This is a genomic window from Bradyrhizobium sp. Gha, assembly GCF_900113735.1.
In the GTDB taxonomy this organism is placed as follows: Bacteria; Pseudomonadota; Alphaproteobacteria; order Rhizobiales; family Xanthobacteraceae; genus Bradyrhizobium.
Genome location: NZ_FOQM01000018.1, coordinates 23,310 through 35,576 on the forward strand (window position 1 = coordinate 23,310; position 12,267 = coordinate 35,576).

A 12,267-nucleotide genomic window follows, 5' to 3' on the forward strand; every position below is an offset into this window, starting at 1 on the left:
ACCATATCGTACCTTCTGTCCTTAACCCACCGTACTTGCGAGCATGCGAACATCTGGAGCAGCCCGATGGGACAGGCACAACCATTTCAAGCGACCGCGTTGATCGTTGAGGACGACGCCATGCAGCGGGAGATGCTGTGTGTCCTCCTCGAAGAAAGCGGGTATCAGGTCATCCAGTGCGAAAGCGCCGAAGCCGCCGAGCTCGTGCTGGACAAGAACGCCGGCGCGCTCTGCCTGATGCTGACCGACGTGCAGCTCGCCGGCCGCATGAGCGGCGTCGAGCTGGCGCACGTCGCCAAGGGGCGCAATCCGAAGCTCGATGTCGTCGTCACCTCGGGCCGTCCTCTGGTCCAGCCATTGCCCGACGGCGCCAAGTTCTGGGCCAAACCCTGGGCGCCGCTCGACGTGCTGCGGGAAGCCGAGATCGCCCAGCTGAACTGAAGCGTGTTCGCGCCTCGCTGACCGTGTCGTGACTTCTCGTTGAGCGCCGTGAATGATAGGGACGAGGCATGTCCTGGTCCTTCCTGCTCACCTCGCTGATCGTCCTCGCATCGCCCGGCACCGGCGTGCTCTACACCTTGGCTGCGCGTCCTCCGTGCGCGAGCGCGTCATTTCCCGTCCCGGCGTGATGGCCTGGCTGCGCCGCTCGTTTGCGGCCGGTTTCGCGCTGCTGGGTGCCAAGCTCGCCTTCGCCGAGCGGTAACCAATAAAAAAGCGGGCCTCGCGCCCGCCATCTTCAAATTCTCTCAGCCTGACCCGACGCCCGGGCGGAGCGCGCTCCACCCGGGCAAAGAATCGCTGCGCTACTTCTTCTTCGCGGCCTTCTTGGCCTTTTTCTTCGTCGCCTTCTTCGCCTTCTTCGCTTTCTTAGCCATAGTATCCTCTCAAGGGTTCATGGTTAAACGCGACACGAGGAACGCTCGGCGGAGGGCCAGCCTCGCAACATCCTCGATGACAAACTCAGCAGATTCGCGCGGTGCTGCCCCGTGCTGTCACATCTGCGTCATCCGCTTATCCACAGCTCAGATGCATTTTCAGGTGATTTTAGCCCGCGAATCCGCATCGCGAGGCGCGGTGACTCGACCGCGCACCGCGTGATCGGACGTGCCTAACGATCCGATAATCGAGACCGGCGTTCATGAATCCAAAACCAAAAGGCGCGCTTTCGACCATCGCAGTGAGGTTCCGTTAAGTGCAACCCGCGCATGATCCTCCGCAAGAACACGGGGACGGGTCATGGACGAACTTCTGCCGGAGACAGGGGGCGGGACGATCGGCGCGCCGCTTGCGCCATGCTGAACGTACCAACGCTTTGGATGGTGTTCGTCGTCAACTTCTCCGCGCTCGGCCTGATCTGGGCTTACGTGACGCGCTCCTATCCGAAATTCGAGGCGGCGCGGTACTGGATGGCGTCGGCCTTCGTCGGTGCGGCCGGCGCGATGACGGCGCTGATCCGCCTGTTCACCGAGTCTCCGCTGCCGCTTCTGTTAGGCGCTGCAGGCATCATCGCGGCGAGCTGCCTCGCCGCCATGGGCATTCAGCGTTTCTATGACCGGCCGGTCCATCTGCGCCTCATGGCCGGCACTGCTGTCGCGAGCCTCGCCGGCGTCGCGCTGTTCAAGATCGGCTTCGACCAGTTGCAGCTGCGCATGCTCAGCTACACGGTCGGGCAGGGCTTGCCGCTGATGCTGTCACTGCGTCCGTTGCTGTCGCCGTCGGAAGGCCGCGCCAGCCCGGGTGCGCGGCTGTCCGGCATCGTCATTCTCACGATCATCGCGATCTTCGTGGCGCGTGCGGTCGGCAATTCGCTTGGCGGCGATTTCTCGGCGGTCGCGGGCAGCCAGGCCCATGCCGTCATGGTGCTGGTGCTGCTGTTCCTGACCATGACGCTCAATTTCGGCTTCCTGCTGATGGCGATGGACCGCTTGCGCAACGAGGTTGCCGACCTCGCTCTGCTCGACGATCTCACCGGCGTCGCCAACCGTCGGCATTTGTTGCAGCGCCTGTCCGAGGAATGCGCCCGTTCGGAGCGAAGCGGCGAGCCGTTTTCGCTGCTGGTGATCGACCTCGACGGCTTCAAGACCATCAACGACACCTATGGCCACGCGGCGGGTGATGGCTGTCTCCAGCATTTCACGCTGATGGCGCAGACGCGCTTGCGGCCCGGCGATATGCTCGCGCGCACCGGTGGCGACGAGTTTTGCGTCGTGCTGCCGTCCTCCTCCTTGCGCGAGGGGGCGCTGATCGCCCGCCGTATCCTCGATGTGTGCCGCAAGGATGCCGCCGGCTGCACCGGCAACGACATCCCGATCGCGATCTCGATCGGCGTTGCGGAATGGGACCGCGGCATCAGCCAATTCCCGGACAGGCTGATCGCTCACGCCGATCATGCGCTCTACGCCGCCAAGAAAAAGGGCAAGAACGATTTTGCGATCTACGATCCGGCCCCTCCGCTCTCGCCCGAACCGGCCTGTGACGTCGAGGTCTCGCGCAAAATCGCGTAAACCCTGCTAGGTTGGGGTTCGTTGTTGGACGCCTCTGATGATGCCTCGCCTGCTCGCGGCGGTTTTCGCCGCCCTCCTTCTGATCGCCCCTGCCGATGCAATTGACGCCGAGCTCGCCAGGCTGGCGCGTAGCACCGGCACGCCCGACTTTCCCGGACTGAAGATCGTCTGGCTCGCGCCGTGGGGCGATGTCGCGAGCGCGCATGCCTGGCGCAACATCATCGTGCACCAGACCGAGGGGCCGACGGGCTCGGCGCGTGGCGGCGCCGAGGCGCAGTCGAAGAATCCGACCCGGCGCGGCGTGATGGTCTGGGTCGAGACCGACGGCACGGTCTACTGGTCGGTCGCGGACAATCTGGTGCCGACCCATACCGACGGCGCCAACCGCAACGACAACAAATACATCGACAACGGCCTGACCTATCATCAGGTCGTGCGCGACAATTCGATCGGCGTCGAGTTCGCCGGCAACTATCCGGATGTGACGATCGGCCCGACCGCGGCCCAGGTCGCGGCCTGGAAGATCCTGGTCCAGGTCTTGCGCGCGCGCTACGGCATCCCGCTCGACCACGTCTATGCCCACAACTGGATCGACTACAAGGACGCCCGCTATTGCGAAGGCTGCTGGCTCGCGACGCTGGCGAGGACCTGGGGAGAGTAACGAGAGCGCGTTATACCGGCTGCGTCATCCAGCCGAACAAGCGCCGGATCAATCCTGGCTCCCGGGGCAATTCCGAACAAGCCGAGCTCATCACACACAACAAAAAAAGCCGGCGTTGCCGCCGGCTTTTCCTGTCTTGTCGATCCGCCAATATCTGCCGCTCGAAAACCCGCGCTTAATGCGCGGCTTCCAGCGCCGCCTGTTCGGCCTTTGCAATTGTGCCCTTGACCGCGGACTGCACCTTCTCGAAGGCGCGGACCTCGATCTGGCGGACGCGCTCGCGCGACACGCCAAACTCGGCGGCAAGGTCTTCCAGCGTCATCGGCTCATCGGCGAGGCGACGGGCCTCGAAGATGCGGCGTTCGCGCGGGTTGAGCACGCCCATGGCGCCGTTCAGGGCGTCGCGGCGTTCGTCATATTCCTCGTGCTCGGCCAGCATGGCTTCCTGGTTGGGCGAATTGTCGACCAGCCAGTCCTGCCATTCGCCTGCTTCGCCGTCGTCGCGGATCGGTGCGTTGAGCGACGCGTCGCCACCAAGGCGGCGGTTCATGTCGATCACGTCCTGATCGGTGACGCCGAGGCGCTTGGCAATGACCCTCACCTGGTCGGGGCGAAGATCGCCCTCATCCAGCGCGTTGATCTTGCTCTTGGCCTTGCGCAGGTTGAAGAACAGCTTCTTCTGGTTCGCGGTGGTGCCCATCTTCACGAGCGACCAGGAACGCAGGATGTACTCTTGAATCGACGCCTTGATCCACCACATCGCGTAGGTGGCGAGACGGAAGCCCTTCTCGGGCTCGAAACGCTTCACCGCCTGCATCAGGCCGACATTGCCTTCCGAGACGACCTCGGAGATCGGCAAGCCGTAGCCGCGATAGCCCATGGCGATCTTGGCCACGAGCCGGAGATGGCTGGTGACGAGTTGGTGCGCAGCGTCGCGATCATCGTGTTCGCGCCAGCGCTTGGCGAGCATGTATTCCTGCTGGGGTTCCAGCATCGGGAACTTGCGGATTTCGCCCAGGTAGCGAGAAAGGCCGGATTCCCCATTCAGGACCGGCAAAGTAGCGGTACGGGCCATGTTGAAGCCCTCCAAGGTTCAGGCCCCCGATAGCGGCGGGCCAGGCAGACGACCGCTTGGTTAAAGCCGGTCGTAGCTGCGATGTTCCACGTTGGTCACTTCCAACGCAGGCGCAATATACTCCATGAGGAGACAAAAAGGGAAGGATTGCTGACGTCACGTCCCCGTGTGGCTGCTATAACTTTTTGTAAGGTAAGGACTTTCTCAAAGTCCCTGCGTCATAGCGCCGCTTTCAGGACGCTTTCGAGGAGAAGCAAATCCTCGGGCAGGCCCGCCTCCCAGTGAAGAAGTTCTGCGGTTCGGGGGTGCTCAAGTACCAGCAAATATGCATGCAAGGCTTGTCGTCCAAGCGCCGTCAGGGCGCCTTGCGACTGCTGGCCCAGCTGGTTCGCCTTGGTCTTGAAATGCGGGCCATAGACGGCATCGCCCATCAGGGGATGGCCGATATGGGCGAGATGGACGCGGATCTGGTGGGTCCTGCCGGTCTCAAGCTCGCATGCGAGCAGCGCCGCGACCGGCTTGCCATCGCGTCCGGTAAAACTCTGCAAAAGCTCCCAATGCGTCACCGCTTCGCGGCCGCCCTGGCGCACCGCCATCCTTTCCCGCGCATGGGGATGACGGTCGATCGGCGCATCGATGGTGCCGCGATGGCGGCCGGGCAGCCCCCAGGCGAACGCCATATAGCCCCGCCGCATCGGCCCGGTGCGACCATGGTCGGCGAATTGGGCAGTGAGCGAGGCGTGCGCGAGGTCATTCTTGGCGACCACCATCAGCCCTGTCGTGTCCTTGTCGAGCCGGTGCACGATGCCGGGCCGGCGCACACCGCCGATCCCGGACAGCGAGGTACCGCAATGGGCGATCAGCGCGTTCACCAACGTGCCGGTCTCGTGGCCGGCGGCAGGGTGCACCACCAGGCCCTTCGGCTTGTTGATGACGACGATGTCGTCGTCCTCGAACACGATATCGAGGGCGATATCCTCGCCCTTCGGCTCCGGCGGGGCCGCCTCCGGCACGTCGATTATGATCGTATCGCCTGAACTGACGTGATAAGCGGGGTCGCGGACCTCGGCGGCCTTCAGGCGCACGGCGCCCGCCAAAATCAGGGCTTTCAGCCTTGATCGCGACAGGTCGGGAAGGCGCGCCGCCAGCACGCGGTCGAGCCGGGCCGAGCCCTCGTCGCCCTCGACCACGACTTCCAACCTTTGCGCAGAGCCAAAACTTTCCATGACGACGTCTGATACCGCTGTTCCCGAACCGAGCCCCGAGCAAGCCGCGCTGTTTGCGCGGGTGCGGCGGATGATGCTGATCGCGGGGTTGACCTCGGCGCTGGCCATCTGCGCCGTCCTGATCGCGGTGGGCTACCGCCTTTTCAAGTCGGAGGGAAGGGCGCCTGATGCCGGGAGCGACGTCACCGCGACGCTGCCGAAGGGGGCCAGAATCGTCTCCACCGGGATTGCCGGCGATCGCCTATTGGTCACGCTCGATATCGGCGGCGTCATCGAGATCCGCACCTTCGACGCCCACACCTTGAGCCCTGTCGGAAAGCTGAAATTTGCCAATGAGCCGTAAAACGGCAGTTCGGTCCTTGCAGCGGACAAATTTCGAGGTTATTGGCTAGCCCTCACGCTCCCTTCGTCTAGCGGTTAGGACGCGGCCCTCTCAAGGCTGAAACAGGGGTTCGATTCCCCTAGGGAGCGCCAGTAAATTCAGGCACTTAGCTAGCAATCACGCCCCGTTCGTGGACTAAGACGCTGGTGAACAGCGGCGGACGCTTGCGGAATTTGCCGCAGACAATAGGCGACTAGCCCCAGGCGCGATGCCTTCATTGTCGCTGGCGCATTCGCGAAAAATTTCCCCTTCACCCTTGGTGTCCGGAAATACTCAAACCGCCGCTGACGTGCGCTGTCGTACGCCAGCGCCCTCGGATGCATTGACCTTGCTCGTCGCACAATCAACTCTTGTCCTGTCGAGTTCTGTGCGAACAGGAGGGCCACGTGAGATACAATCGGCGAGAGAAAGCTGGCGAACAACAATCACAGGCCCGTCTATCCGCTCCGAACGTCGCAGAACCGAGCACGATGCCGTTCACACAGCGGCTCACCTGCACGATTGATGATGCATGCGAAGTGACCGGCTTAGGACGAACGAAGCTTTACGAGTTGATAGAAACTGGCCATATCGCCACGACAACGATCGGACGTCGGCGACTAGTAGTCGTGCGCTCACTTCTGGCGATCCTTGACACCAACATGGCGAACTAATCCACGTGCGACTTAAGGGAGCAACCCCCAGCAGCACGTCGCGCTCGCGAGGCGCGAGAACGAGCAAGGGCGACCGCCTCCTGAGGTGAGATTGACAGAAGAAAAAGGCCGCCAGCGAAGCTGGTCGAGGCCCTTGAGGATCCGATAATCCCTGCCGAAGCGCTCGTTCCAGTGGTCCGCGTCGATGTGCTTCAGATTCGGGGTCTAGCAAAGCGCTGTCTGGTTCGCTCAGGCATGAGCCATCGCCGCGCCGATTTCCTGCAGGCGCACTCGTGCCTCCCTGTCGTCTGGTTGCGGGGAGAATACTGCCATACGAAGCTGCTGCGGCGTCGCGCCGGTTGTCGCCTTGAGGAAGCGGCGGAGGCTTCGTGCGTCGGAATAACCAAGCTCCGCGGCAATCGATTCCACACTTTCATCGCTGTTACGCAGCCTGTCCACGGCGGCCGTTACCAATTTGCGCTCGCGCGCTTGGCGGAAGCCGCCATCGCTCAACAACCGGCGCCGCATTGTTGAAGTGCTCACGCCGGCTCGCACCGCCATTTCCTTCATGCGCAGGCCGCCGAGATCGCACAACGCGTTGCGCTCAGTCGCGCCACCTCGATGTTCGATGAAATCGAGCCACAGGCGGAAGCATTCCCAGTGCGGATTGGCGCCAGCGCGGTTGAGGCTTCGGCGTCCAAGCAGGGCGCGGGGGAACTGCATTCCCGTGACCGTGCCATGTCGCACGGGAGCATCGATGGCGAAATGTTTACCGTCCAGGCAGAAGTGAAGGGGATCCCGGGTCGATACAGATGTGACCGGCATTGCTCCGCCTAGAAAGTACATACAGTGCATGAATATCCAGCTGAGATAGATGTCTTCGAGAAGCAACGCGTCGGAACCCCGAAGGGACTCGGCGTGGACACTCACGACAGCGACATCGTGCTTCGCCTTCAGCTCGAAGTGAACGGCACAGGACGCGGCGCGATAAAGTTGCGCGACCGCGAGGATAGCCTCCTCCAGGGTATCGCAGCCAAGCGCTATGCGGAGTCCGAGTGCGGTGTAAACCGGATCGATGCGTGCGCGCCAGTCCATGCGCCGCGTCGTCGACACCGAGCGCGGTATTCATACATAACAACAGGTACTGTGCAGGGCCGACAATGTCGCGATTGTCGCCGTGGCGCAATTCGATCCGCGACGCCGCCATGAGATGCTCGAAGGTCAGTCCTTGGCGGACTGCTCCGTTGACGTGGCGGGTGACCCAGTCGAGCGGCATCCAGTGATGCATGACGTGTCCCGATGGGACGGTTTGCGAGACCGATTCTACTAGCTAACGCCCCCGCTCGCAATTTGGTCGTGCGCGTCCAATCAATCGGCTTGACCGATCTGGTCCCCCTCATGCGCATCTTTCGGTCCGTGTCCGACAGCGATCGATAACTTAGGTTGGCGCAATACAACGGAAGCCGAGGAGCGACCTGATGAACGAAATTGTTGCGTTGCGACCGCGCCGGGTCGAGCTGGACCGCGCCTTTTCGCACCTGGCCGAGCTCGCAGCTTCGGCGGATTTGAGCGCTCTGTCCGATCCGCTCCAGCAGTTTGTCGCGGTCATCCGGGCCCTGATGCCACGCTATGGTGATGTAGGTCCGGCGCCGAGCCTTGACGGCGTCACCTTCGTGCCGGTCAATGCGGGCGGACCAGCTGCAGAGTGGGTGATCGCGGCAAATTTTGATCCCGCGCGCCGGATTGTCTACACGCACGGTGGCGGCTGGGTCGGCGGCTCGCCGAGCGACTACCGGGACGTGACCGCAACCCTTGCCCGCCTGACTGGGACGGCCGTTCTTGTCGTCGATTATCGATTGGCGCCGGAACACCGATTTCCCGCCGGACTGGAGGATTGCGTTAGCGCTGTCCGCTGGGCCGCGTCCAATGGGCCTGGTGGTGGCCGGAATTGCGAGCCCGCTGACGATCAGGCTATCCATCTGAGCTTGGTCGGCGATTCCGCAGGCGGAAATCTGGCTGCGGCGACTTGTCTGGAGTTGGCAGCCAAGGGCGGCCGGCTTCCAGATCGTCTCGTCCTGATTGCGGGGACGCTCGACAATCTGTCACCGATCGAGCGCATCGGTATTGATGACCAGATCGTGACCCCCGAATCCCTGGCTGCGGCCATCGTTGCTTATCTCGGCCCAAACGACAAAGCATCGGACTATCGTGTTTCGCCCATGCATGCACCGCGCGAACTCCTGGCGAAGTTTCCGCCGACGCTCTTGCAGGCAAGCGCGATCGAAACTCTTTGCTACGACAGTAGGACATTCGCGGCTCGTCTCGATGAGGCAGGTGTGAAGACCACTCTCAGCATCTGGCCGGACCTCCCCCACGTCTGGCACGCGTTCCTTGGATTGTTCCCGGAAGCGAAGGACGCGCTGCACGAAATCGCAGATTTCGTAGGTCGGTAATCTCTCGGGCGTACCGCTCGCCGTTCCCTCCTAGTCCACCGCAACCGGCGGCACCGGCAGGGCCGTGATCGACTTGATCTTCTCCATCGCAAAGCGCGAGGTGACGTTCTTGAGCGGGACGGCGTGGATCAGCTTCTTGTAGAACACGTCGTAGCTCGGCATGTCCGGAATGACGACGCGCAGCATGTAGTCGACGTCGCCGGCCATGCGGTAGAATTCCATCACCTCCGGCATGGCGCTGACCGCCGCGGCGAAGCGCTTCAGCCAGGCGTCAGAATGATCGGAGCTTTCCACCGAGACGAACACCGAAAGGCCGAGGCCGATCTTGTTCTGGTCGACAAGGGCGACGCGCTTCAAGATCACGCCGTCGGCCTCCAGGCGCTGGATGCGCTTCCAGCACGGCGTGGAGGACAGGCCGACCCGATCGCCGATTTCGGCCACCGAGAGCGAGGCGTCCTCCTGAAGCACCGTCAGGATCTTGCGGTCGATGGCATCAAGGCGGCGGCCAGTCTCGGCGAGCTGCAACGCAGCGTCGGTCATTGTCTGATTACCTTTGTGTCAGTGGAAGCTTGGGGCCGGCGCTAGCGCAGAGTTCTCAGCCGTGAGGTCCGAACAGGAAGATCTCGTAAAGGTCGTCCTGATGGCCGCCTGGTTCATTGTTCGGGCCGCCCGTCTGTGGCCGCAGTGAGCGCTGGAACCATCCGCGTGCCTGTTCGAGCCAGCTGGCGATGCTTAGATGCAGCGAGACGATGTAGCTCATGTTCACTCCGGACAACATTGTAGGGCGAGAACTCCGCAAGGCTATCACGGGCGACAAGACGTTGAACATCGCCTGGCTTTGGCGACGATCAGTTTGGTTGGATCGCACTGACGCTGTCATCTGTCCGAGCAGAAAATTCCATGGCGACGTTTCGCAAGGAACGATTTTCATGCGGTACACCGGGCGGGAGCGTTGGATCAGTCATTTGTGAGGAGCGCGAGCACGTCGACGTGCCGCAAGGGCTGCATGGAACCGGCGCTGCGATCCCCTCACTTCATGTAGTCGGGCAGGGTGAACCCATCATAGAAATGATCGGTCCGGATCGCCGTCTTGAACGCCGGCGACTTGTAACCGGCGACAATGTCCTGGGCCCAGTCGGCATTTGCGTTGGCCTTCTTTACCGCGAGCACGTTGATGTAGGGCGTCGTCATCTTCTCCAGCGCGAAGGCATTGGTCAGCTTCAGCCCGCTGAAGATCGCAAAATTACCCTGGATGGCGGCGAAGTCGACGTCGTCGAGCGCGCGCGGCGCCTGTGCGGCCTCGAGCGGGACCAGCTTGATGCCGCCGGGATTCTTGATGACATCGAGCTCGGTGACGTCGACCGGCTTGCTGTCGCGGATCTCGATCAGGCCGAGATCGCGCAGCACCCACAGCGCACGCTGCAGATTGACGGGATCGTTCGGCACCGCGACGCTGGAGCCCGGCTTGATCGGCGTGCCCAGCGGGTGCTTCTTCGAATAGAGGCCCATCGGCGGCGTCGGCACGTGGACGATGCCGACGAGATCAGTCTTCTGGCGCTCGTTGTAGGACTCGAGGAAGACCGTGTGTTGCATCACATTGGCATCGATCTCGGACTTGAACACCGCGTTGTTGGCTTCAAGGCCGGTCGAGAATTCGACGTAGCGGATCTTGTAGCCCTTCTGCTTCAACTCGGGCTCGACGCCGATCTTGAACTCATCGATGTACGGCCCCGGCACGAAACCGACCCGCAGCTCGGGCTTGGCGGGTTGCTGCGCCATGGAGTTTTCGGCGGCGAGCGGGGAGAGAGCCAAAAGGCCGGAGAGCAGAAACAACGCGGTCTTCATGTCTTCTTACGATTTTCCATTTTGGAGGGGAGAACGGTGTCAGGCAATTGCCTTGACCTCGTTCGAGTAGATGCTCGCCGGGCGGGCGAGGCCGTAATGCTCGCGCAGCGTCGTGCCGGTATAGTCGTCGCGAAACAGTCCGCGCTTGCGCAGGATCGGGACGACCTGCTCGGCAAAGGCATCGAAGCCGCCGGGCAGCCACGGCGGCATCACGTTGAAGCCGTCGGCCGCGCCGCTCTCGAACCAGGTCTGGATGTTGTCGGCGATCTTTTCCGGCGTGCCGGCAATGACCCAGTGACCGCGCGCGCCGGCGAGGCGCTGGACGAGTTGGCGGATCGTCGGCTTCTCGCGATCGACGATGTCGACCACCAGCTTGAAGCGGCTGGCGACGCCGCGCGCACTGGCGGTGTCGATCAGATGGCGCGGCACCGGCCCCTCGAGATCGTAGCCGGTGAGATCGACGCCGATCATCTGGCGTAGCTGCGTGAGGGAATATTCCGGCTGGATCAGCTCATTGAACTCGTCCTGGAGGCGATCGGCCTCGGCCTGCGTGCTGCCGATGAAGGGGCTGATGCCGGGCAGGATCTTGATCTGGTCCGGGCTGCGATCGAACTGGCGCGCTTGCTTCTTGATATCGGCGTAGAACTCCTGGGCACTGGCGAGCGTCTGATGCGCGGTGAAGATGGCTTCGGCGAATTGCGCAGCGAAGGCGCGGCCGTCATCCGAGGAGCCGGCCTGCACGTAGACCGGCCGCCCTTGCGGCGACCGCGGGATGTTGAGCGGACCGCGCACGCGGAAATGCTTGCCGATATGCTTGATGGCGTGGATCTTGGCGGTCTCGGCAAAGACGCCGGAGGAGGGGTCGTTGACGACGGCATCGTCCTCCCAGCTGTCCCAAAGTCGGGTGACGACGTCGAGATATTCGCGCGCCCGCTCGTAGCGCTCGTGATGCGGTGGGTGCTCGGGCAATCCAAAATTCTGCGCCGCCTGCGGGCTGCTTGTCGTGACGATGTTCCAGCCGGCGCGGCCGCCGCTGAAATGGTCGAGCGAGGCGAATTGGCGGGCCAAATTATAGGGCTCCGTGTACGTCGTTGAGGCTGTGCCGATCAGGCCGATCCTCTTGGTCGCGGCGGCGATCGCCGTCAGCAGCGTGATCGGATCGAAGCGGAAGCGCTGGGCGTAGCGGACATTGTCGGCGAGCACCGGGCCGTCGGCGAAGAACACCGCATCGAACTTGTGGGCTTCGGCGCGCTGCGCGAGCTCCTGATAATAACGCATATCGAGGACGCGTTCCGTCGCCGAGCCCTTGTAGCGCCAGGCTGCCTCGTGATGGCCGTCGGGATAGATGAAGAGGTTGAGAGCGAGTTGCCGTCGATTGCTCATGCGAAATGCTCCGTGATCGGCCTGTGCAAAATCTATGTCGAGCCTCGCTCGATTGTCGATGGAATGGATTTGCGTTGTTGAGATGTGCGCGAGCATGAACTTGCGA

Annotated in this window: 13 protein-coding genes, 1 tRNA gene and 1 pseudogene; 8 read left to right on the forward strand and 7 right to left on the reverse strand. The window is 62.6% G+C overall.

Annotated elements, in window-relative coordinates:
* Positions 1-66 precede the first annotated feature (66 nt).
* From BM222_RS21320 to BM222_RS21335, 4 genes and pseudogenes are all read left to right on the forward strand, one after another.
* Positions 67-441 carry a response regulator gene (locus BM222_RS21320; protein ID WP_092231519.1) on the forward strand — a complete coding sequence of 125 codons (375 nt, stop codon included), beginning with the start codon at positions 67-69 and terminating at the stop codon, positions 439-441.
* 142 nt (positions 442-583) lie between these two features.
* Positions 584-703 (forward strand): annotated as a pseudogene (locus BM222_RS21325) (LysE family translocator); the annotation flags it as partial.
* Positions 704-1,292: 589 nt separating this feature from the next.
* Positions 1,293-2,504, forward strand: coding sequence for a GGDEF domain-containing protein (locus BM222_RS21330; RefSeq protein WP_092231522.1), 1,212 nt, complete (start codon positions 1,293-1,295; stop codon positions 2,502-2,504).
* A 37-nt stretch (positions 2,505-2,541) separates the two neighbouring features.
* A complete protein-coding gene (locus BM222_RS21335; RefSeq protein ID WP_177243354.1) occupies positions 2,542-3,165 on the forward strand; it encodes a peptidoglycan recognition protein family protein in 624 nt (207 codons plus the stop codon).
* Positions 3,166-3,340: 175 nt separating this feature from the next.
* Here BM222_RS21335 and rpoH read toward each other — a convergent pair whose 3' ends face one another.
* Both rpoH and BM222_RS21345 read right to left on the reverse strand, forming a co-directional pair.
* The gene (gene rpoH, locus BM222_RS21340; protein WP_092231878.1) at positions 3,341-4,240 is read right to left on the reverse strand and encodes an RNA polymerase sigma factor RpoH; all 900 of its coding nucleotides are present in this window, start codon (positions 4,238-4,240) and stop codon (positions 3,341-3,343) included.
* Positions 4,241-4,458: 218 nt separating this feature from the next.
* On the reverse strand, positions 4,459-5,466 hold the full coding sequence (locus BM222_RS21345) for an RluA family pseudouridine synthase (RefSeq protein ID WP_092231529.1): 1,008 nt from the start codon (positions 5,464-5,466) through the stop codon (positions 4,459-4,461).
* Here BM222_RS21345 and BM222_RS21350 point away from each other — a divergent pair.
* The 3 genes from BM222_RS21350 (at position 5,465) to BM222_RS43355 (ending at position 6,501) form a co-directional block, all read left to right on the forward strand.
* Positions 5,465-5,809 (forward strand): hypothetical protein, encoded by a 345-nt coding sequence (locus BM222_RS21350; protein ID WP_092231532.1) that lies wholly within the window; start codon positions 5,465-5,467, stop codon positions 5,807-5,809. The genes BM222_RS21345 and BM222_RS21350 overlap by 2 nt on opposite strands.
* A 56-nt stretch (positions 5,810-5,865) precedes the next feature.
* A tRNA-Glu gene (locus BM222_RS21355) sits at positions 5,866-5,940 on the forward strand.
* Positions 5,941-6,318: 378 nt separating this feature from the next.
* On the forward strand, positions 6,319-6,501 hold the full coding sequence (locus tag BM222_RS43355) for a helix-turn-helix domain-containing protein (RefSeq protein WP_092231535.1): 183 nt from the start codon (positions 6,319-6,321) through the stop codon (positions 6,499-6,501).
* 228 nt (positions 6,502-6,729) lie between these two features.
* On the opposite strand, the gene BM222_RS21365 is transcribed toward BM222_RS43355, so the two are convergent.
* Complete coding sequence (locus BM222_RS21365) at positions 6,730-7,575, reverse strand: helix-turn-helix transcriptional regulator (RefSeq protein ID WP_092231538.1); 846 nt, start codon at positions 7,573-7,575, stop codon at positions 6,730-6,732.
* 383 nt (positions 7,576-7,958) lie between these two features.
* Between BM222_RS21365 and BM222_RS21370 the strand changes: the two genes are divergently transcribed.
* Positions 7,959-8,933 carry an alpha/beta hydrolase gene (locus BM222_RS21370; protein WP_092231541.1) on the forward strand — a complete coding sequence of 325 codons (975 nt, stop codon included), beginning with the start codon at positions 7,959-7,961 and terminating at the stop codon, positions 8,931-8,933.
* A 30-nt stretch (positions 8,934-8,963) separates the two neighbouring features.
* Here BM222_RS21370 and BM222_RS21375 read toward each other — a convergent pair whose 3' ends face one another.
* From BM222_RS21375 to BM222_RS21385, 4 genes are all read right to left on the reverse strand, one after another.
* The gene (locus BM222_RS21375; RefSeq protein WP_092231544.1) at positions 8,964-9,473 is read right to left on the reverse strand and encodes an Lrp/AsnC family transcriptional regulator; all 510 of its coding nucleotides are present in this window, start codon (positions 9,471-9,473) and stop codon (positions 8,964-8,966) included.
* 55 nt (positions 9,474-9,528) lie between these two features.
* On the reverse strand, positions 9,529-9,693 hold the full coding sequence (locus tag BM222_RS41200) for a hypothetical protein (RefSeq protein WP_177243355.1): 165 nt from the start codon (positions 9,691-9,693) through the stop codon (positions 9,529-9,531).
* 269 nt (positions 9,694-9,962) lie between these two features.
* Complete coding sequence (locus BM222_RS21380) at positions 9,963-10,778, reverse strand: MetQ/NlpA family ABC transporter substrate-binding protein (protein ID WP_092231547.1); 816 nt, start codon at positions 10,776-10,778, stop codon at positions 9,963-9,965.
* A gap of 39 nt (positions 10,779-10,817) precedes the next feature.
* Complete coding sequence (locus BM222_RS21385; RefSeq protein ID WP_092231882.1) at positions 10,818-12,161, reverse strand: LLM class flavin-dependent oxidoreductase; 1,344 nt, start codon at positions 12,159-12,161, stop codon at positions 10,818-10,820.
* Positions 12,162-12,267 lie beyond the last annotated feature (106 nt).

Coding starts and splice junctions, on each gene's coding strand:
- BM222_RS21330 (WP_092231522.1), top strand. CDS start 1,293: ATGCTGAACGTACCAACGCTTTGGATGGTGTTCGTCGTCAACTTCTCC.
- BM222_RS41200 (WP_177243355.1), bottom strand. CDS start 9,693: ATGAGCTACATCGTCTCGCTGCATCTAAGCATCGCCAGCTGGCTCGAA.
- BM222_RS21365 (WP_092231538.1), bottom strand. CDS start 7,575: ATGGACTGGCGCGCACGCATCGATCCGGTTTACACCGCACTCGGACTC.
- BM222_RS43355 (WP_092231535.1), top strand. CDS start 6,319: ATGCCGTTCACACAGCGGCTCACCTGCACGATTGATGATGCATGCGAA.
- BM222_RS21320 (WP_092231519.1), top strand. CDS start 67: ATGGGACAGGCACAACCATTTCAAGCGACCGCGTTGATCGTTGAGGAC.
- BM222_RS21375 (WP_092231544.1), bottom strand. CDS start 9,473: ATGACCGACGCTGCGTTGCAGCTCGCCGAGACTGGCCGCCGCCTTGAT.
- BM222_RS21335 (WP_177243354.1), top strand. CDS start 2,542: ATGATGCCTCGCCTGCTCGCGGCGGTTTTCGCCGCCCTCCTTCTGATC.
- BM222_RS21345 (WP_092231529.1), bottom strand. CDS start 5,466: ATGGAAAGTTTTGGCTCTGCGCAAAGGTTGGAAGTCGTGGTCGAGGGC.
- BM222_RS21350 (WP_092231532.1), top strand. CDS start 5,465: ATGACGACGTCTGATACCGCTGTTCCCGAACCGAGCCCCGAGCAAGCC.
- BM222_RS21385 (WP_092231882.1), bottom strand. CDS start 12,161: ATGAGCAATCGACGGCAACTCGCTCTCAACCTCTTCATCTATCCCGAC.
- rpoH (WP_092231878.1), bottom strand. CDS start 4,240: ATGGCCCGTACCGCTACTTTGCCGGTCCTGAATGGGGAATCCGGCCTT.
- BM222_RS21370 (WP_092231541.1), top strand. CDS start 7,959: ATGAACGAAATTGTTGCGTTGCGACCGCGCCGGGTCGAGCTGGACCGC.
- BM222_RS21380 (WP_092231547.1), bottom strand. CDS start 10,778: ATGAAGACCGCGTTGTTTCTGCTCTCCGGCCTTTTGGCTCTCTCCCCG.